This window comes from Ciceribacter sp. L1K23 (assembly GCF_018122705.1).
In the GTDB taxonomy this organism is placed as follows: domain Bacteria; phylum Pseudomonadota; class Alphaproteobacteria; order Rhizobiales; family Rhizobiaceae; genus Allorhizobium.
The window spans coordinates 96,778-115,471 of sequence record NZ_JAGRRC010000001.1; the positions used below are offsets into that span (position 1 = coordinate 96,778).

An 18,694-nucleotide genomic window follows, 5' to 3' on the forward strand; every position below is an offset into this window, starting at 1 on the left:
AAAATTCCGCGAGTTGCAAAGCCGTCTCAAAGCTCACGGAGCACCGGGGCCGCCTTCTGTCCCAATATGCGCCACGTGCCTATCAGTCCGACAACGATCGTGGTGATCATTGCCACCAGCAATGTGCCGATGGCGACACTGGGGAGGAACGTGGCCGGAAGATTCATGATCTTGCTCACTATAAACCAGGCAGCAACGCCGCCCGCGAGCAAGGCGAATGCCGCTGTTGCTGCCCCCAGCAAGAGGTACTCATAGCTGAATGCCCTGATGAGCATCACTCGGGTGGCACCCAAGGTTTTCAGAATCACGGCATCACGCCCCCGAGCCTTGTTACCGGCAGCAAGCGCGCCTGAAAGGACCAAAATCGATGCGACAAGGGCGACGGAAGCGGCCGCGCGGATCGCGATTGCCAACTGAGCGACGAGGCGATTGACGGTGTCGAGGGCGTCCTTCACGCGGACAGTGGTGACGGTTGGAAGCGTGTTTGTAACGCTGCGCAAGATATCTGCCTCCTGTTCGGCCGTCGCAGTGGGATCAGTGAGGGTGGCCAACCAAGCATGGGGAGCGCCTGCGAAGGTGTTTGGCGAAAAGACCATCACAAAGTTGATGGACAACGATTCCCACTCCACCTTGCGAAAGTTCGCAATCTTGACCGTCAAGCTTCGGCCAAGAACGTTAACCGTCACCGTATCGCCAAGCTTCAACCCGAGCTCTGTCGCCTCCTCCTCGGAAAACGAAACCAGAGGTTCTCCCTGATAGTTTTCCGGCCACCACGAGCCTTGCGTCAGGGATGCGTTTTCCGGCAGCTTCTCCGAATATGTTATCCCGCGATCCCCGCGCAAAACCCAGCGCCCCTCCGGTGGTACGTCGATCTTGGTAACATCCATGCCGTTGAGTTCGAGAATGCGGCCGCGTAGCATCGGGACTTCCGCCAGAACGCCCGTTGGCGATTTTTCCGAGATCAGAGCACGGAACTGATCGAGCTGGTCTCGCTGCAAATCAACAAAGAAGAAGTTCGGAGCGCGCTCCGAAAGATTGCCCGTCAGTTCCCTACGAAGGTTCCCGTCGATCAATGCAAGGGTGACCAAGAGAGAAAGGCCCAATCCAAGCGAGAGCACGACCGATGCGGTGAGCGCTCCCGGGCGATGGATGTTACCAATAGCGAGACGTAGCGCGGCCGAGGACGTCGTCGGTGCGCGTCTGGCGATTTCCGTCACAATCCAGGCGACAAAGCGAAGAACTGCAAAGACAACCGCCATGGAGCCAACAAAAAGAAGCGCAAGGAAACGGTCTTCTGCTGACCAGATCGCGAGCGTGGCCAACGCTAGCAATGTAACTGCGGTTGCCGTTAGGTAGGACCAAGAGGGAAGCCCTTTCGACTGGGTCCCGTGTTCCCTAAACAGTGCGGTAGCCGGGACCTTCCGTGCGTGACCCAAGGGGATGATGGCAAACGCAAGGGTGGTTAGTATGCCGAAGAGAGCCGCCAAGACTAGGGCCTGACCATGAAGTTCGGGCCCCGCGGATATTGGCAGGAAACGAGCAAGGTAAGGCATTGCCAACATGGGCGCCGCTGCTCCAACCACCAAACCAATCACGATCCCGACTAGCGCTATGAGCGCGATCTGGAAGAAGTAGACCATGACCACGGCCCCGGCGGGTGCACCAACGCATTTTAGAGTCGCTATCACCGTCCGTTTTGAGTCTAGAAAAGCGCGTACGGCGTTGGCCACGCCCACGCCTCCAACCACCAACGCCGTGAGGCCGACAAGAGTAAGAAACTGCGAGAAGCGTTGCACATTTTCCGTTAGCGACGGTGCTGCCCGGTTACTGCTGCGGATTGACCAACCCGCATTCGGAAAGTCCCTCTGTGATGCTTCCCGTATGTCCTCTATCGAGGGCGCGCTGGGTGAAAGCCTTATCTTATAGGTGTACTCAACCAGGCTACCGGTCTGGAGCAGGCCCGTCGCCCGCAAACCGGCAAGGCTCGTCATAAGACGTGGCGCGAAACCGAAACCTTCTGAAAGCGCGTCTGGCTCCGTAACCACGGCTGCCGCGATCCTGAACCGCGCATCTCCGATAAGCAGGTGATCGCCTGCCGAAAGGCCCATTCTGTCGAGCAGCAGTGGCGCGACCAAAGCTGTGTAGGTGCTCTCTTCCGGCGGCGCAAAGAGGCTTGCGGCCAAACCGGCTGGCTCGGTCGTCAATTCGCCATAGAGTGGATATGACTCATCGACAGCCTTTAGCTCCACGAGTGATTGGTCTGTTCCATCCGCTAGTCTCGCCATCGATCTAAGTCCGACGGACTGCGAAACAGCCCCGAACTTCTGCAGGAAGGCCAGCTCAGATTGGCTCGCTTCTCTGTTGTTCAATTCAAACCGGATGTCGCCGGCAAGAAGGGTTCGTCCTTCGGACGCGATTGAGGCCGTAATTGCCGAGGATACCGAGTTGACCGCGGCGATCGCCGCCGTTCCCAGAGCGATACACGCCAAGAATATGTAAAATCCGCTGAGTCCACCACGCATTTCGCGTAGCGCAATGCGAAATGACACGGGCACGAGAGCGAGTGATTTCCTCATGCTCGATGAATTTCCCGCACGGCTTCCTCTCGTCCTCCTGAATCTTCGAGGCTACCCGACCTTACCTTGATCTGGCGCGTGCACCGGTTTGCTAGGACCGGGTCATGGGTGACTAGGACAAGCGTCGTGCCACGCTCAGCCTGTTTTGCGAATAAAAGATCAGCGATATGTCGCCCGGTCTCGCCGTCAAGGTTGCCGGTTGGCTCATCCGCGATCAGCACGGCCGGGGACGGGGCGAGGGCACGGGCGATCGCCACGCGTTGCTGCTCACCGCCCGATAATTGCCCTGGATAGTGGGTCAGCCTCTGTCCTAGTCCCACTGCCTCCAACTCTTTCCGCGCAATATCGAATGCATTGCGCGTGTTTGCCAACTCCAGAGGCAAAGCCACATTCTCCAACGCTGTCATATTGGCTATGAGGTGAAATGACTGGAAAACGATACCGATATTCTTCCCCCTAAAGTTCGCCAGTTCGTCCTCGCCAAATGTATGTAGCGGTGCGTCATTTATGTTGATCTCCCCGCTATCCAACCGCTCGAGGCCGGCCAAAACCATAAGGAGTGTCGATTTTCCGGATCCTGAAGGACCGACAATTCCGACAGCTTCCCCCTCTTCTACCGTCAAATCGATTTGCTTGAGTACGTGCACGCGAGATGCCGTGGTACCGAGGGTGAGATCCGCTTTTTTCAGCTCGATGATCGTTTTTCTCAAACCTGGGCGTCCTATATAGCGTGCTGAACCTGAAACGCGGCGTTTTGCTGCTCAAGGAATTTAGGGAAGCGGATATGGCTTTTAAAGCTTCGGCTCTTCAAATCGGCGTCATAGCGTTCTGCCTGCTGTCGGGGCTGCTGCCCGCGAAGTCGCAAGATCGTGTCGTCAAGCTTGTTGGGCTAGGGGACAGCCTAATGGCAGGATACCAGCTTTCGCCGGATGAGTCCCTCACAGCACAGCTTCAGAAGTCCCTGCGGGAAAAAGGCTTAAACGTGGAAATCGCGAACGCGGCCGTATCCGGCGATACGACCTCAGGCGGTCTCTCGCGTGTCGATTGGTCTGTACCGGACGGCACGGATGGTGTTATCCTGGAACTCGGTGCAAACGACGCCTTGCGTGGGCTATCACCTGCCGAAACGAAGGCAAATCTAACCGCAATCATAGAACGGCTGCAGGAACGCGGGATGTCCGTTTTCCTGGTCGGAATGCTAGCGCCGCCGAACATGGGTTCGCAATACGGCGAAGCTTTCAACGCAATCTATCCGGAACTCGCAAGCACTTTTGGCCTTCCTCTGTATCCCTTTGTCCTTGACGGCGTCGTCACCAAACCGGAGCTTCAACTGGAGGACGGCATGCATCCCAACGCCGACGGGGTCGCCGTCATGACGCAGCGGATGATGCCACTGGTGGAGACCTTCGTGGGAGAGATTTTGGAAAAGGCCAAATAAGTGCTTGCGGCAATTTGCGTTGCGTGATTCGCTGTTAGCGTCTGCAATAAGATTCGGGGAGATCTCGCATGCCGAGACTATTCACCGCCCTCGAAATCCCGCGTCACGCGGCGCTCAGCCTTTCACTCTTGCGGGGCGGTCTTCCCGGAGCACGATGGATCGACGTCGAAAACTATCACATTACTCTTCGTTTCATCGGTGATGTGGACGGACGAACCGCTGACGAGATTGTGGACCGGTTGGATCGCATCGAGCGACCGGAGTTCAGGTTGGAACTTACCGGGATTGGCTCGTTTGGATCAAAAAAACCTCATTCGATATGGGCTGGTGTTTCTCCTGCGCCTGAGATGTTTGCCCTGCAGGGCGAGATAGAGCGCATCTGCCAGCGTATTGGCTTGCCGCCAGATCCGCGAAAGTTCTCTCCGCATGTCACGCTGGCCCGGATGAAGAATACTCGCCTTGATGATGTCGTACAGTATCTCAGCGGTCGCGGTAATTTCCATACCGGACCCTTCATCGTACCACGGTTCGTCCTTCTCTCCTCTCGAGATTCCGTCGGCGGTGGCCCTTACCTGACTGAGGAGGTATTTCCCCTGCATGAGACCGCTCCCACCTTCGGCCTCTCCAGCAGAGCTGAGGAGCCTCTGAAGAGTATGGTATAGTCCGTCCGTGGTACGCCTGCCACGTTCAAGGACCAACGGTCATGAGGCTTAAATGGCTTATGCAATTTTGACGCCTGAAGCCTTGCGGGAGTCATTGTCACAACTGCACGGTTGGCAATTGGCCGATAGTGGAGATGCTCTCGTTCGGGAATTCCGGTTCGGCAGTTTCGCCGAAGCGTTCGCATTCATGACGAGATGTGCTCTTGTTGCCGAACGGTTGGACCATCACCCGGAATGGTTCAACGTGTATTCACGCGTCAGCGTTCGTTTGACCACACATGTCGTGAAGGGATTGACGGAACTCGACATCAAGCTTGCTTCCGCGATGACGGATGCCGCTCGGCGAGCGGATTGAAAGTCTCGAGGGCTCGCACCATATCCAAGGCTCTTACCGGGAGTTAGCTGATGGACGATGTCAAGATCGGAGAAATTCTCCTGCCGGGTGATGAGGATACCCAGACCCGCCGCGAGCGCGATGTTCGCGCGAAATTCTGGCCGACTTTGAAACGCGCTTTCCGGCAAATCCCCTTTGGCCGAGATCTAGTTGCTGCGTTCTTCTGCGCAACCGATCCGCAGACACCGCTTCGCGTGAGGGGTATATTGCTCGCCGCTCTCGGGTATTTTGTGTTGCCGCTTGATGTGGTGCCTGATGTCTTTGCTCTTGTTGGATTTACCGACGACATCGCCGTGCTTACCACCGCGATCGCCCTTATTCGCGGTCATATGACGGCTCAGCATTACACTGCCGCTGACCGTGCGCTCGCAGAGGAAAGCCTTTCGAGCTAACTGAGGGCGGTTGAGGTCAAACTCTTGCCCTATTCCTTCTGTTTCCATCGCCTGTGTCATTGATTGGTCGCTCGAAGGGAGTCGAGTTGCCAGCGTTTTCGCACTTCATCGACCTCAAAACGGGACGCTGTGATCGTCTTCCTCGGCTCGTTCACAGTTTGCTAACCAAACTTAAGCTAAGCTGAAGACGGTTTTGACGAAGAGAGGTCCGAGAATTCGAAACCGGACAGACGGAAGAGCAACCGGCAGGGAATCATGTTTGTAAGACGTACCACCACCGCACTCGCAATCGTTCTGGCAAGCTTCGGCGTGGCTATTGCCCAGTCGCCGACACGGATAGAGCAGTTCAAGGCTTGGGGCGCCTATTCCTACAAGGCTAATGGCGGAACCGTTTGCTACGTCCTGGCTGTGCCGACAGCAAAGGAGCCGGCATCGGTGAACCATGGCGATATCTTCTTTATCGTGTCGCAAAGACCTGGCCAGAACATTTCGTATGAACCGCAGGCGATGATGGGCTATCCGCTTAAAGAAGCGTCGAAAGTCAACGTCAGCATCGACGGCAAGAATTTCGTTATGTTCACCAAGGACACGGCTGCCTGGGTCGAGAACGCGGCTGAGGAGCCGGCTCTCGTCTCGGCGATGAAGTCGGGGCGTTCGATGAGTGTGAAAGCAACGTCTGCGCGCGGTACCGCCACTTCGTATACGTACTCGCTATCGGGTATCTCGGCTGCATTGCAGAAAATCGAAAGCTGCAAGTAAGCGCTGAAAACAATAACGAAGAGCAGCCATGGGCTAGGTCCATGGCTGCTTTTTTCGTCTTGGCTTACCACGTGACCCAACCAACAATAGCTGCTAATGGAACCACGTTAGCTAACAAGATACGTCTGAAAGTGACGGAACTGTCCGCTGCGTTGCGTACCCTGCTGTCATTCCGGCCTTGCGCCGAAGAATAAGAATTCGATTTGATCCAAAAAAGGAAAATGTGATGGCCACAGACACGGTCTTTGCTGCGAGGATGGCTCCAGTAGCTCAGCCGCTCGGCTCTGCGTTGTCGGAGCTACCATCATTGATCGGTCTTGATCGCGAGCAGTTGGGCGAAGCGCTGCGGGGGTGCGGCGTGCCGGAGCGCCAAATCAAGATGCGTGTAAGCCAGATATGGAACTGGCTGTATGTTCGCGGAATATCCGACTTCGATGCGATGGCAAACGTATCTCGGGATTTGAGAGATGTTCTGAAACGGCATTTCACGATTGCGCGTCCCGAGATTGTGGAAGAGCAGATTTCCAACGACGGCACGCGCAAATGGCTTTTACGTTTTCCTCCGCGAGGCGCTGGACGTCCGGTCGAGGTGGAAAGCGTCTATATTCCGGAAGAAGGACGGGGAACGCTGTGCATTTCGAGCCAGGTCGGCTGCACCTTGACGTGTTCGTTCTGTCATACCGGGACACAACGCCTGGTTCGTAACCTTACGGCCGAAGAGATACTCTCCCAACTCCTCCTCGCGCGCGATCGCCTTGGTGATTTTCCGGACCGCGATGTGCCGCAGGGTGCCATGATCCCTTCGAGCGATCGCAAGGTGACAAATATTGTCATGATGGGAATGGGCGAACCCCTCTACAACTTCGAGGAGGTTAAAAAAGCGCTCCTCATCGCTTCCGACGGGGATGGTTTGTCGCTTTCCAAACGCCGCATCACACTGTCGACCTCGGGAGTCGTGCCGGAGATTTACCGCACGGGCGAAGAGATTGGCGTGATGCTTGCCATTTCCCTTCATGCGGTGAGGGATGACCTCCGCGACCTTCTGGTGCCGATCAACAAGAAGTATCCGCTGAAGGAGCTCATAGAAGCCTGCCGCAACTATCCCGGCCTGTCGAATGCGCGTCGGATCACGTTCGAATACGTGATGCTGAAGGACGTCAATGATAGTCTCGAAGATGCAAAAGGCCTTGTCCAATTGCTTAAAGGCGTGCCCGCGAAGATCAACCTGATCCCGTTCAATCCGTGGCCCGGGACCAACTACCAGTGTTCCGATTGGGCGCAGATCGAAAAGTTCGCCGATTTCATCAACGCGGCTGGCTACGCTTCCCCCATCCGAACGCCACGCGGTAGGGACATTCTCGCCGCCTGCGGACAGTTGAAGTCTGAATCCGAACGGATGCGAAAGACCGAGCGCCTTGCGTTCGAGGCCATGATGATCGCAAATCATGGCGAGGACGATTGAGCACCCTTCTGTTTATCGCGCCTGCGTCGTCAAAATCTTCATAGCGAAGATCGAAAACGCGCCCGCGAACGTGTAGTCCAAGGCACGTAGGAACTGTCTATTCTGTTGCAGCCAAGTCGATAGGGAGTTTGCTCCCAGTACGATCGCTATGCCGAGCGGCAGCGATAGAACGATCGACCACAGCCCCAGAAACAACAGCTTCCCCGTTACGTGAGGATCACTGGACGTGACGAACTGCGGCAGAAACGTCATGAAGAAGATGATGACCTTCGGATTCAAAAGGTTGATTCCCAGGCCATTGAGGAACGCCCCTGTCAGGCTGCTTTCTTTTTGCTTGTCGGTGCTGACGACGAACGTGGAGCCGTGCCTGATTGCTTGTATAGCCAGCCATAACAGATAGGCCGCGCCCCCGGTTTTCAGAATCGCAAATGCGGTCGGGGATGCGACGATCAATGCGGAAATGCCAAACGCCACCAGCATCGTGTGGATGGAGATGCCGAAACTGGTTCCGGCAAGCGTCATAAGGCCGACGCCTTTTCCATCCCTCAGCGATCTGCTGATCCAGAGTGTCATGTCAGGGCCAGGCGTGATCGCAAGAAGAAGGATCGCGACACTGAACGAGGCAATCGTCGTCAGGTTGGGTATGAAATCCATGGCCAAGGTCCGGAGTCTGTGCTGTCGCGGTGGCTTATACTGCGCAATCCGCCGTGCCAATCAGGATTTGCCGCTCCGGAGATATGCAGCGAACTTTTCCTGATATTCCGGATGCCAGCGCGAAAGGGGCGGCCGGTTCTCGACAATGTCACCGACGGCCCATTTCATTCGCAATTCATCCGTCCTCCGGTCTACCTCATTGTCTGGACAGAGAATATAAAAGTCCCCGCGACCGAGACCCTCCATCATGAAATCCACCGTTTGACGCGGCGTCCATGCCGACGTGGGCTTCTCTGTGCGATCGCCTGCAGTTAACGGTGTGAAGACGAAGCCAGGTATTAGCAGGTGTGCTGACACTTTTCCTTCCGGATGATTGCGCAGTTCATGTTCCAGCGCCTCAGTAAACGCTTTAACGCCCGCCTTGGCGACGTTATACGCGGGATCCCCCGGTGGCATCGTAATACCCTGCTTCGAGCCGGTGTTGACGATAATCGCGGGCTCGCCATGAGCGATCATGTCGGGTCCAAAGAGCCTCGAACCGTTGATTACGCCGAGCAGGTTGACGGCAAGAACCTTGTCCCAGTTCGCAGTCGGGCCGAAAATCCCGCTTCCGGGTTGTATGCCGGCGTTGTTCATCAGAAAGTGTACTGGACCGAATTCACTTCCAACGCGCTGCTTCAGGGCCTCAATCGAGGCTGGAAGTCCGACATCCGTCGCGATTGGCGTGACCCGTGTACCCGGTTTGGAGTGGGCTGCGAGAAGGACGCTCGCGGTCGTGAGCTTTTCCCCGCCAAGATCGGCAAGGACCACATGCATCCCATGCGCCACGCATGTTTCTGCCGCGGCAAAGCCGATCCCGGATGCTCCACCGGTGATTACGGCCACTTTCCCTTGTTTGAACACTTCATCGCGCCGGCTCATCCCGATCTCCCTCACGTAGCCTTGGTGGAAAGAGATAGGAGGGCACCATTCCTCCGTCAAACGCTTGTCGGCTTCCCCAGACGCCAAGCACGGCGACCTTTCGGGGGACGGCCTTGCAAGGCGCGATAATCTCGCTAAAAGTGCGCCCCATTCTCTTGCGGCGTTTGTCGCTTCCAAGACTTGAACGGACAGTATCATGGCTCCCATCAAAGACGTGAAAAAAGTCGTCCTCGCCTATTCCGGCGGTCTCGACACCTCAATCATCCTCAAGTGGTTGCAGACCGAGCTTGGCGCGGAGGTCGTGACGTTTACGGCCGATCTCGGTCAGGGAGAGGAGCTCGAACCGGCGCGGAAAAAGGCCGAGATGCTCGGTATCAAGGAGATCTTTATCGAGGATGTTCGCGAGGAGTTTGTTCGCGATTTCGTCTTCCCTATGTTCCGGGCGAACGCAGTCTACGAGGGCGTGTACCTGCTTGGCACCTCCATTGCCCGCCCGCTCATCTCCAAGCACCTGATTGAGATCGCCAAGAAGACCGGCGCTGACGCCATCGCACATGGCGCGACCGGGAAGGGCAATGACCAGGTCCGTTTCGAATTGTCGGCTTATGCGCTGAACCCCGACATCAAGATCATCGCTCCCTGGCGCGACTGGTCATTCAAGAGCCGGACAGATTTGCTGGAGTTTGCGGAAAAGAACCAAATTCCTGTCGCCAAGGACAAGAAGGGCGAGGCGCCGTTCTCCGTTGACGCCAATCTCCTTCACTCTTCTTCCGAGGGCAAGGTATTGGAGGACCCCGCCCAGGAGGCCCCCGAGTACGTGCACATGCGCACGATCTCGCCTGAATCCGCTCCCGACAAAGCGACCATCATAAAGATCGGCTTCGAAAAGGGCGATGCCGTCTCCATCAACGGCGTTCGTATGAGCCCTGCCGCGCTTCTGGCGTCGCTCAACGACTATGGTCGCGACAACGGCATAGGTCGTCTCGATCTTGTCGAAAACCGTTTTGTTGGCATGAAGTCGCGTGGTGTCTACGAGACTCCCGGCGGTACAATCCTGCTTTCGGCCCACCGCGCGATCGAATCCATCACTCTGGACCGCGGCGCAGCGCACCTCAAGGACGAACTGATGCCGCGGTACGCGGAGCTCATCTACTATGGCTTCTGGTTCTCGCCCGAGCGCGAAATGTTGCAGGCCTTGATCGACAAAAGCCAGGAGCATGTCGAAGGTGAGGTCACCCTCAAGCTCTACAAGGGCAATGTGATGGTTATCGGTCGCGAGTCGCCAAAGTCGCTCTACTCCGACAAGCTGGTTACTTTCGAGGACGACCAGGGGGCATACGACCAGAAGGACGCCGCTGGTTTTATCAAGCTCAACGCGCTCCGCCTCCGTACGCTGGCCAAACGCAACATGAGCTGATAACGGCATCTGCTGCCGACGAAAAGCCCGCCTCTGCTCCGAGGCGGGCTTTTTCTTAAGCGGATGCCGCGCGAACCATAAACAGATAGGCAAGGATCGCCATCACTTCCATGATCGGAATAATCGTCCCAAAGGCTTGTAGTGGTTCGGCAAGCCATGCCGCTGCGAGGCCTCCAAGGAAGCCGCAACTCATCTGGACGAAACCCAGCAATGCCGCGGCGAAGCCTGCGATGGCAGGATGAGGAGAAAGGCCGGCGGTCGTTATATCGGGAATCACGAAGGCCATCCCGAATGAGCATATTGCTACCGGTCCCATGATTGACAGGAAGCTCGGTTCAATCAGGCGTGCTGAGAGAAAGATCATCAGCCCACCAAGGCCAGCAAGGACAAGCCCCAATCTGAGCGCATTTCCCGGCCGGAGTTTACTGGCAACAAAGCGTAATGTTACTGATCCCGCGAAATAGCCGCCGGTCTGCATGAGCATCGCAAGACCAAATTGGGCCGGAGTTAGCCCTACCTCGTCTATGAGCACGAATGGCAACATCGTTGCCTGTGCGTAAAGAGCACCGACGCAACCACCTAGGATCAGGGCGGGGCAAACCACACGGACATCGGAGAGGAGCGTCACGTATCCGCCAAAGAGTCGGCTGGGAGAGATCATCCGGGGGTCCGCGACTGCCGTTTCGCGCATTGCGAAGTGGACCACGACTATGCTCGACAACCCGAAGCCAATCATCAGGAGAAAGACGGCCTGCCAGCCGAATGCCGTAAGCGCAAGGCCACCGAGTGTCGGGCCCACGGCGGGACCGATAGCCAACATGATGCCGATCGTGTTCAGAATTCTTGAGGCTTCCGAGCCTGCGAACTGATCTCGGACAATTGCGCGTGAGACGGTCACACCAACCGATGCTCCTATGCCCTGCACAAGCCGTCCGGCCAGCAGCAGTTCGACCGAAGGAGCGAACGCGGCAACCAGGCTCCCGGAAAGATACACGGCGAGAAATGCGAGTGTCGCTTTTTTTCGGCCAAACGCATCGGAGCAGGGGCCGGACAACAATTGTGCCAATGCGAAGCCTGCGAAGTAAAGCGACAGGCTTAGCTTTATGGCCGAATCACTCGTGTCAAATGCGTCGGCCAGTTGCGGCATGGCAGGCGTATAAATCGACATGGAGATGGGGCCGATCATGGTCAGAAGCGCGCCGATCAGTGACGTGCGACGTTCGCTCATAGCGGATTTTGACATGACCAAGACAACTTTTAAAAGGAGGAGCGGGTTGCGTGAAGACGCATTCGTCTTAGGTGCAGTCGCGCAGTCCTTCAATCTATTTCCCGGTCTGCGTCCTAGCCTTCAAGGAACGTGAGTGCCGCTTTCAGCACGCCGTACGACTCCTCGTCGCCCAATGTTCGAGCGATTGCCATCTGATTTCTGTAGTACTCAGCAAAGTCGAACGGTGTATCATCGGTTACTGTCGAAAGATCGACAATCTGACCGCGAGCGTCCACTGCCTCCAATGGCAATTGGGCTGCCAACTGCCGATAAGTATCGAGTTCAATCAACCCACTCTCAAAGCCTGATTGCGCAATCTGCTTCAATTCGCGGTGGGTAAGAACATTGGATTGAATCTTGACCTGTTCGAGGTGTTCGGTGAACCGCAGGCCCTGCAGTTCAGCTCGCTCGGTGTAGGAAAATAGTTCCTCTTTCGCATTCTTCTCTGACTGTCGTTGCAGCGGGAGGCCAGTATAGCGGAGGGGGTATATTTCCATGGATTTATCTCGTCAGTCGTCATGACCATCGACAGTCTAATATGCTCGCTGTCTTGCTGCAATTCCACGCCAAGTGCCCGTTCTTGTTCTTTATTGTTATCCACCGCTTTCCGAGAAGGCCGACGATTGCGCTCGACCCTACAGGTTACTATCTTCGATACTGAAAGCGATGCCAGAAACAGGCCGCGAGGAAATTTTATGTCGCCACAAATTCAGAATCCAGCCATCACAAACTGGGATGGCTTGCACCGACTTCCCCGTTTCGAGCTTGTGAAAGACGCCGATTTTGCTCCCGCATTTGAGGTCACGATGCGCGAGCATCAGGCCGAGATCGATGCGATTGCAGGCAACCCCAGCGAGCCGTCATTCGAGAACACGATCGAGGCATTGGAAGTTGCCGGGGACGGGCTGTCGAGGGTATCTGCGCTCTTCTGGAACAGGGCTGGGGCCGATACCAACGACGTGATCCAGGCTCTGGAACGCGATATCGCCCCCAAGCTGTCACGGCACTACTCCCGGATAGGGATGAACGCGGTCCTCTTTGCGCGCATCGATGCACTTTGGAACGCCCGTAAATCCTTATCCTTATCGGTGGAGCAGGAGCGGGTCCTGCAGCGGCATTGGAAAGGCTTTGTACGCTCAGGAGCAAAATTGCCACTTGTCCAGCAGGAGCGTTTTGCCACGATCAACGAGACATTGGCGGGTCTGGGTGCGCGTTTTGGACAAAATGTTCTGGCTGACGAGGCGAACTGGATCCTGCCGCTTCACGAGATTGATCTGGTTGGTTTACCCGATTTTCTTCGTGAGTCGATGGCTGCCGTTGCAAAGGCTCGTGGTGCCGATACCCCTTATGCAGTTACCCTCTCCCGATCGGTGATCGAGCCGTTCTTGACGTTTTCCGAAAGGCGCGATCTTCGTGAACAGGCGTTTCGCGCATGGGTTTCGCGTGGAGCAAACGGCGGACAGACGGACAATCGCGCAATTGTCAGGGAAACGCTGAGCCTCAGAGCGGAGAAGGCGACGCTGCTCGGTTACAGCAGTTACGCCGCTTACAAGCTTGACGACACGATGGCCAAGACGCCGGAGGCGGTAAACGGCCTACTGATGCAGGTCTGGGAGAAAGCGGTTGCCCGGGCAAGAGAGGAGGAGCGGGAACTGGCGCAATTGATCGCCGACGAGGGGCGGAACCACGCCGTCGCACCTTGGGACTGGCGGCACTATGCTGAAAAGCTGCGGACCCGGAAGTATGACTTTTCGGAAGCAGAGTTGAAGCCATACCTTCAGCTTGAAAAGGTGATTGAGGCTTGTTTCGATGTTGCGCGGCGTATTTTCGGAATACGTGCCGTGCGCCTTGATAATGTCGCGGCATATCATCCCGATGTTCGCGTCTTCGAAATCCGCGATGGCGATGACAACCTAGTCGCCCTCTTCATGGGGGACTACTTCGCTCGCCCCTCGAAGCGATCGGGGGCCTGGATGAGCAGCTTCCAGTCCCAGCACCGGCTGTCTTTGAAGAACGGTTTGAAGGGCGAATTACCCATCATCTATAATGTCTGCAACTTCGCCAAACCTGAGTCCGGAAAGCCCGCGCTCCTGTCGCTCGACGATGCCCGCACACTGTTTCACGAATTCGGGCACGCAGCGCACGGTATACTCTCCAGCGTCACTTATCCCTCGGTGTCCGGAACCGGTGTGTCGCGCGATTTCGTCGAACTGCCGTCGCAGCTTTACGAGCACTGGCTGACTGTGCCGGAAATCTTGAAGACCTACGCTGTTCATTACAAGACGGGGCAGCCTATGCCGCAGGCCCTTCTTGACAAGCTGCTCGCTGCACGCACGTTCAATGCAGGTTTCAATACGGTGGAGTTTACTTCCTCCGCGCTTGTTGACATGGCTTTTCACACGCGCGGAACTGTCGAAGATCCGATGGCGGTGCAGGCGGAGGTTTTGGAAAAGATCGGCATGCCCGCCTCCATCGCCATGCGTCATGCGACACCGCACTTCCAGCACGTCTTTGCAGGTGATGGCTATTCGGCCGGCTACTACTCTTACATGTGGTCGGAAGTGCTGGATGCGGACGCTTTCTCCGCTTTCGAAGAGAGCGGTAATCCGTTCGACCCGGAAACTTCCCACAAGCTCAAAACGCATATCTACGCTTCCGGCGGTTCGGTGGATCCCGAAGATGCCTACAAGGCCTTCCGCGGAAAAATGCCGAGCCCTGAGGCGATGCTGAAGAAGAAAGGCCTTGCGGCTTAAGGTTCGCAGGCGCCTGAAATGTGCCGTCAGCGGTAACCATCGCCGGCGTTTCGGGTGTTTACCCCTTTCGCAAACGCAAAAAACAGGGTATGAGCGCGCCAAAGTAAATCGGCGCCTCTCTCCCGTATTGCGCCCCAGCCATCAGAGATCTTGGATATGAACCTCCGCAATATCGCGATCATTGCGCACGTTGACCATGGGAAGACGACCCTCGTCGACGAGCTCCTCAAGCAGTCCGGCTCGTTCCGCGAGAACCAGCGCGTGATGGAACGCGTCATGGACTCGAACGACATTGAAAAGGAGCGCGGGATTACCATTCTCGCCAAGGCGACGTCGATCGAGTGGAAGGACACCCGTATCAACATCGTCGACACCCCCGGCCACGCCGACTTTGGCGGTGAAGTCGAGCGCATTCTCTCGATGGTGGATGGCGCAATCGTTCTCGTCGATGCTGCCGAAGGCCCGATGCCGCAGACCAAGTTCGTCGTCGGCAAGGCGCTGAAGGTCGGTCTTCGCCCGATCGTTGCGATCAACAAGGTCGACCGTCCGGACGCCCGTATCGACGAAGTCGTCAACGAAGTCTTCGACCTCTTCGCCGCGCTCGACGCGACCGACGAACAGCTCGACTTCCCGATCCTCTACGGTTCGGGCCGCTCCGGCTGGATGAACACCGATCCAAACGGTTCGCAGGAAGAAGGCCTGAAGCCGCTGCTCGACCTGGTGGTCAGGCATGTTCCGGCGCCGACGGTCGAAGAAGGCCCGTTCAAGATGATCGGCACGATCCTCGAAGCCAACAACTTCCTCGGCCGCATCATCACCGGTCGCATCGCTGCCGGTTCGATCAAGCCGAACCAGGCGGTCAAGGTTCTTGGCCAGGACGGCAAGCTCATCGAGCAGGGCCGCATCTCCAAGATTCTCGCCTTCCGCGGTATCGAGCGCACGGCGATTGAGGAAGCCCATGCCGGTGACATCGTTGCCATTGCAGGCCTCTCCAAGGGCACCGTTGCCGACACCTTCTGCGATCCGGCTGTTTCCGAAGCGATGAAGGCCCAGCCCATCGACCCGCCGACCGTCACGATGTCCTTCATCGTCAACGATAGCCCGCTGGCTGGCACCGAAGGCGACAAGGTCACGAGCCGCGTGATCCGCGACCGCCTGTTCAAGGAAGCCGAAGGTAACGTCGCACTGAAGATCGAAGAGTCGGCTGACAAGGACTCGTTTTTCGTCTCCGGTCGTGGTGAACTTCAGCTCGCCGTTCTCATCGAAAACATGCGCCGCGAAGGCTTCGAGCTTGCCGTGTCGCGTCCGCGCGTCGTCATGCACAAGGACGAAGCGACCGGCCAGATGATGGAGCCGATCGAAGAAGTCGTCATCGACGTCGACGAAGAGCATTCCGGCGTCGTCGTCCAGAAGATGTCCGAGCGCAAGGCCGAGATGGTCGAGCTGCGTCCGTCTGGCGGCAATCGCGTTCGTCTGGTGTTCTTCGCTCCGACCCGCGGCCTGATCGGCTATCAGTCGGAACTCTTGACCGATACGCGCGGCACGGCCGTGATGAACCGTCTGTTTCACGACTACCAGCCCTACAAGGGTGAGATCGGTGGCCGCGTGAACGGCGTTCTGCTCGCCAATGAAGCCGGCGAAGCCGTGGCCTATGCCCTGTTCAACCTGGAAGACCGCGGCCCGATGATCATCGACGCCGGCGAGAAGGTCTATATGGGCATGATCATCGGCATCCACTCGCGCGACAACGACCTGGAAGTGAACGTCCTGAAGGGCAAGAAGCTCACCAACATCCGAGCCGCCGGCAAGGATGAAGCCGTCAAGCTCACCCCGCCGATCAAGTTCACGCTCGAGCGCGCGCTTTCCTGGATCCAGGACGACGAACTGGTCGAAGTGACGCCGAAGTCGATCCGCCTGCGCAAGATGTTCCTGGATGCTAACGACCGCAAGCGCATGGAAAAGGCCAAGGCTTCCGCCACCGGCTGATAAATCCATCCAATTTTTAATGTAAGGCGGCCGCAGTTTCGGCCGCCTTTTTGTTTGTGCGCCTGGTACGGCCTTGCGGCAGTCTTTAAAAAAGCGTTAAGCTTCTTGCCTTCGCCCGAATGAGAAGTCTGTGGGTAGAGAGGATTCCGTGAGTTGGCGGAATGGCTCTTTTTCCACCGCGGGACCAGAGTGACGTTATGACGACGTTGTCCATTGATGTGCGTCCTGCCGAGCCGCAGGATGCTCGGAACATTTCAGAAGCGCATCGGCTCGCCTGGCAGCACGCATATGCGGGCATTATCCCGCATCGTGCCCTTACCCGCATGATTGAACGTCGTGGTGAAACCTGGTGGAGGAAAGCCGTGCGCGGTCCTGCGACCGTCCTTGTCGCCGACGTGGCGGGAACGATAGCTGGCTATGCGACGGTCGGCCTCAATAGGGCCCGTGCCCTGCCTCAAGAGGGCGAAATCTACGAGCTCTATATGCGTCCCGAGTATCAGGGGATAGGATTGGGGCACACACTCTTCACGGAGGCCAAGCGGCTCCTTAAGTTCCTTGAGTGCCGTGGGGTGGTTGTCTGGTGCCTTGAAGATAGCGACAACGCTGTCCGCTTCTTCCGCTCGAACGGAGGAATTGATGCTCTTGAAGGGAACGAGGACTTTGATGAAGTCAGGCTGAAAAAGCTTGGGTTTATCTGGCAATAGCTGCACGTGCTGGCAGATTACTCGACGACATATCCTTCAGGCCAAGAAAATGTTCGGTCAGACGCCTTGTCGCCGCGTTTCCCTATCCACATAGGCTCTTCCATTCCGCATGCAAAGGAGGGAGCAAGTTCATCGGCGGCTTCGCGCGCCAACGCGTTAGCGTCGGGGTTGGCAAGAGCGTCAACCAAGGCCACGAAGCAGGCGGCTCCGTCTCCTTTGCTTGCTACCCGGGAAACAACGAGAACCTGACCCGTACTTTCGTCCGTCGGCGAACCATCCGGTCCAGGGTTTTCCAAAAACCAGCGGTGAATCGCCGCGAAAGGTTTTCCGGTCGCATCAAGCCGCCACTCGATTTTCGTGTGCACCCGGTTGAAGGGGGCGAACGATTCAAAGCCGCCGTCGATCAATTGCTGGTCAGCGTAACCGTAAAAGACGCTCTGGCGCAGGTCGCCCTCCTTGAAGTAGACGGGATAGCTTTTGAAGCCCCGACACTTGAGGGAAGCTCCCATGTCGTCCGCTGCAAGCGTCTCGCACCGATCAAGATCGAGGTCCGTATAGGTGCTATCGTTCGCTGAGGCCGGCAGCGGCGTTGCGAGCATTGCCAAAACCAAGATTGTGAATTGAGTGATGCGTCGTGCCGCTTTTTCCATCATTCGCCCCTCTCGTTTACGGCCGTCGTAGAGCAAAGTCGCCGTAGACGGAAAGCCGTGTTGCATTGCGTCATCTTTCGCTTTACGTAACCGGGGAATTCAACACGCCCACGGGGTCAAAAATGCGCATCGATGCTATCGCCATTGGCAAGAATCCGCCGGAAGATGTCAACGTTATTGTCGAAGTTCCTGTCGGCGGTCATCCTATCAAGTACGAGATGGACAAAGACGCCGGGGCACTGATCGTCGACCGCTTCCTTTACACGCCGATGACATATCCGGGGAACTACGGTTTCGTGCCGCACACCCTTTCCGAAGATGGTGATCCGATCGACGTCCTCATCTGCAATACCCGGCCGCTAATTCCGGGTTGCGTGATCAATGTGCGCCCGATCGGCGTGATGGTCATGGAAGACAATTCCGGCAAGGATGAAAAGATCATCGCTGTGCCATCGCACAAGCTCACGCAGCGCTATGACAAGGTTCAGAACTACACCGACATGCCCGAAATCACGCTCAAGCAGATCGAGCACTTCTTCGAGCATTACAAGGATCTGGAGCCAGGCAAGTGGGTGAAGATCGGCGGCTGGCAGGACGTCACCGTTGCCAAGCAGCTCATCGTTGAGGCGATCGACCGCTACAACAAGACGAAATAGGCC

The 18,694-nt window shown here is 56.8% G+C and carries 18 protein-coding genes; 11 read left to right on the forward strand and 7 right to left on the reverse strand.

All coding sequences use genetic code 11. From position 1 onward, the window contains the following. Window positions 1-26: 26 nt before the first annotated feature. Window positions 27-2,576, reverse strand: a complete 2,550-nt coding sequence (locus tag J5J10_RS00385) for an ABC transporter permease (RefSeq protein ID WP_211928357.1) — start codon at window positions 2,574-2,576, stop codon at window positions 27-29. Next, window positions 2,573-3,286, reverse strand: a complete 714-nt coding sequence (locus J5J10_RS00390; RefSeq protein WP_211928358.1) for an ABC transporter ATP-binding protein — start codon at window positions 3,284-3,286, stop codon at window positions 2,573-2,575. The genes J5J10_RS00385 and J5J10_RS00390 overlap by 4 nt, the downstream gene beginning before the upstream one ends. Before the next feature lie 74 nt (window positions 3,287-3,360). Between J5J10_RS00390 and J5J10_RS00395 the strand changes: the two genes are divergently transcribed. From J5J10_RS00395 to rlmN, 6 genes are all read left to right on the forward strand, one after another. Beyond that, window positions 3,361-4,014 carry an arylesterase gene (locus J5J10_RS00395; RefSeq protein ID WP_208554482.1) on the forward strand — a complete coding sequence of 218 codons (654 nt, stop codon included), beginning with the start codon at window positions 3,361-3,363 and terminating at the stop codon, window positions 4,012-4,014. Window positions 4,015-4,082: 68 nt separating this feature from the next. After that, window positions 4,083-4,676, forward strand: a complete 594-nt coding sequence (gene thpR, locus J5J10_RS00400; protein ID WP_211928359.1) for an RNA 2',3'-cyclic phosphodiesterase — start codon at window positions 4,083-4,085, stop codon at window positions 4,674-4,676. Window positions 4,677-4,728: 52 nt separating this feature from the next. Then, window positions 4,729-5,031, forward strand: a complete 303-nt coding sequence (locus tag J5J10_RS00405; RefSeq protein ID WP_211928360.1) for a 4a-hydroxytetrahydrobiopterin dehydratase — start codon at window positions 4,729-4,731, stop codon at window positions 5,029-5,031. 50 nt (window positions 5,032-5,081) lie between these two features. After that, entirely contained in the window at window positions 5,082-5,462 is a 381-nt protein-coding gene (locus J5J10_RS00410; RefSeq protein ID WP_211928361.1) for a YkvA family protein, read from the forward strand. Window positions 5,463-5,717: 255 nt separating this feature from the next. Continuing rightward, window positions 5,718-6,221 (forward strand): invasion associated locus B family protein, encoded by a 504-nt coding sequence (locus tag J5J10_RS00415; protein WP_208554419.1) that lies wholly within the window; start codon window positions 5,718-5,720, stop codon window positions 6,219-6,221. Between the two features lie 256 nt (window positions 6,222-6,477). Beyond that, on the forward strand, window positions 6,478-7,683 hold the full coding sequence (rlmN, locus tag J5J10_RS00420) for a 23S rRNA (adenine(2503)-C(2))-methyltransferase RlmN (RefSeq protein WP_249116782.1): 1,206 nt from the start codon (window positions 6,478-6,480) through the stop codon (window positions 7,681-7,683). 12 nt (window positions 7,684-7,695) lie between these two features. On the opposite strand, the gene J5J10_RS00425 is transcribed toward rlmN, so the two are convergent. Then, a complete protein-coding gene (locus J5J10_RS00425) occupies window positions 7,696-8,337 on the reverse strand; it encodes a LysE family translocator (RefSeq protein WP_211928362.1) in 642 nt (213 codons plus the stop codon). Between the two features lie 60 nt (window positions 8,338-8,397). Next, entirely contained in the window at window positions 8,398-9,258 is an 861-nt protein-coding gene (locus tag J5J10_RS00430) for an SDR family NAD(P)-dependent oxidoreductase (protein WP_211928363.1), read from the reverse strand. A gap of 196 nt (window positions 9,259-9,454) precedes the next feature. Between J5J10_RS00430 and J5J10_RS00435 the strand changes: the two genes are divergently transcribed. Then, window positions 9,455-10,675: an argininosuccinate synthase gene (locus J5J10_RS00435; RefSeq protein ID WP_208554416.1), complete on the forward strand. Its 1,221-nt coding sequence runs from the start codon at window positions 9,455-9,457 to the stop codon at window positions 10,673-10,675. Window positions 10,676-10,730: 55 nt separating this feature from the next. Here the strand turns inward: J5J10_RS00435 and J5J10_RS00440 are convergent, their stop codons facing one another. Both J5J10_RS00440 and J5J10_RS00445 read right to left on the reverse strand, forming a co-directional pair. Then, window positions 10,731-11,903, reverse strand: a complete 1,173-nt coding sequence (locus J5J10_RS00440) for a multidrug effflux MFS transporter (protein WP_211928364.1) — start codon at window positions 11,901-11,903, stop codon at window positions 10,731-10,733. A 113-nt stretch (window positions 11,904-12,016) separates the two neighbouring features. Beyond that, entirely contained in the window at window positions 12,017-12,439 is a 423-nt protein-coding gene (locus tag J5J10_RS00445; RefSeq protein WP_211928365.1) for a hypothetical protein, read from the reverse strand. Window positions 12,440-12,637: 198 nt separating this feature from the next. On the opposite strand from J5J10_RS00445, the gene J5J10_RS00450 reads away from it, so the two are divergent. The 3 genes from J5J10_RS00450 (at window position 12,638) to J5J10_RS00460 (ending at window position 17,385) form a co-directional block, all read left to right on the forward strand. Then, window positions 12,638-14,695, forward strand: coding sequence for a M3 family metallopeptidase (locus J5J10_RS00450; RefSeq protein WP_211928366.1), 2,058 nt, complete (start codon window positions 12,638-12,640; stop codon window positions 14,693-14,695). Window positions 14,696-14,851: 156 nt separating this feature from the next. Next, window positions 14,852-16,681, forward strand: a complete 1,830-nt coding sequence (gene typA, locus J5J10_RS00455) for a translational GTPase TypA (RefSeq protein ID WP_208554412.1) — start codon at window positions 14,852-14,854, stop codon at window positions 16,679-16,681. Window positions 16,682-16,878: 197 nt separating this feature from the next. Beyond that, the gene (locus J5J10_RS00460) at window positions 16,879-17,385 is read left to right on the forward strand and encodes a GNAT family N-acetyltransferase (RefSeq protein WP_211928367.1); all 507 of its coding nucleotides are present in this window, start codon (window positions 16,879-16,881) and stop codon (window positions 17,383-17,385) included. A 17-nt stretch (window positions 17,386-17,402) separates the two neighbouring features. Here the strand turns inward: J5J10_RS00460 and J5J10_RS00465 are convergent, their stop codons facing one another. Continuing rightward, window positions 17,403-18,038 (reverse strand): hypothetical protein, encoded by a 636-nt coding sequence (locus tag J5J10_RS00465; RefSeq protein ID WP_249116637.1) that lies wholly within the window; start codon window positions 18,036-18,038, stop codon window positions 17,403-17,405. Window positions 18,039-18,157: 119 nt separating this feature from the next. On the opposite strand from J5J10_RS00465, the gene ppa reads away from it, so the two are divergent. Next, entirely contained in the window at window positions 18,158-18,691 is a 534-nt protein-coding gene (ppa, locus tag J5J10_RS00470; protein ID WP_208554410.1) for an inorganic diphosphatase, read from the forward strand. The last annotated feature ends 3 nt before the right edge of the window (window positions 18,692-18,694 follow it).

Bases quoted from the DNA above. Each gene is read 5' to 3' on its own strand.
- J5J10_RS00385 (WP_211928357.1), bottom strand. From the start codon at position 2,576: ATGAGGAAATCACTCGCTCTCGTGCCCGTGTCATTTCGCATTGCGCTA.
- J5J10_RS00395 (WP_208554482.1), top strand. From the start codon at position 3,361: ATGGCTTTTAAAGCTTCGGCTCTTCAAATCGGCGTCATAGCGTTCTGC.
- thpR (WP_211928359.1), top strand. From the start codon at position 4,083: ATGCCGAGACTATTCACCGCCCTCGAAATCCCGCGTCACGCGGCGCTC.
- J5J10_RS00405 (WP_211928360.1), top strand. From the start codon at position 4,729: ATGGCTTATGCAATTTTGACGCCTGAAGCCTTGCGGGAGTCATTGTCA.
- J5J10_RS00410 (WP_211928361.1), top strand. From the start codon at position 5,082: ATGGACGATGTCAAGATCGGAGAAATTCTCCTGCCGGGTGATGAGGAT.
- J5J10_RS00415 (WP_208554419.1), top strand. From the start codon at position 5,718: ATGTTTGTAAGACGTACCACCACCGCACTCGCAATCGTTCTGGCAAGC.
- rlmN (WP_249116782.1), top strand. From the start codon at position 6,478: ATGGCTCCAGTAGCTCAGCCGCTCGGCTCTGCGTTGTCGGAGCTACCA.
- J5J10_RS00425 (WP_211928362.1), bottom strand. From the start codon at position 8,337: ATGGATTTCATACCCAACCTGACGACGATTGCCTCGTTCAGTGTCGCG.
- J5J10_RS00430 (WP_211928363.1), bottom strand. From the start codon at position 9,258: ATGAGCCGGCGCGATGAAGTGTTCAAACAAGGGAAAGTGGCCGTAATC.
- J5J10_RS00435 (WP_208554416.1), top strand. From the start codon at position 9,455: ATGGCTCCCATCAAAGACGTGAAAAAAGTCGTCCTCGCCTATTCCGGC.
- J5J10_RS00440 (WP_211928364.1), bottom strand. From the start codon at position 11,903: ATGAGCGAACGTCGCACGTCACTGATCGGCGCGCTTCTGACCATGATC.
- J5J10_RS00445 (WP_211928365.1), bottom strand. From the start codon at position 12,439: ATGGAAATATACCCCCTCCGCTATACTGGCCTCCCGCTGCAACGACAG.
- J5J10_RS00450 (WP_211928366.1), top strand. From the start codon at position 12,638: ATGTCGCCACAAATTCAGAATCCAGCCATCACAAACTGGGATGGCTTG.
- typA (WP_208554412.1), top strand. From the start codon at position 14,852: ATGAACCTCCGCAATATCGCGATCATTGCGCACGTTGACCATGGGAAG.
- J5J10_RS00460 (WP_211928367.1), top strand. From the start codon at position 16,879: ATGACGACGTTGTCCATTGATGTGCGTCCTGCCGAGCCGCAGGATGCT.
- J5J10_RS00465 (WP_249116637.1), bottom strand. From the start codon at position 18,038: ATGATGGAAAAAGCGGCACGACGCATCACTCAATTCACAATCTTGGTT.
- ppa (WP_208554410.1), top strand. From the start codon at position 18,158: ATGCGCATCGATGCTATCGCCATTGGCAAGAATCCGCCGGAAGATGTC.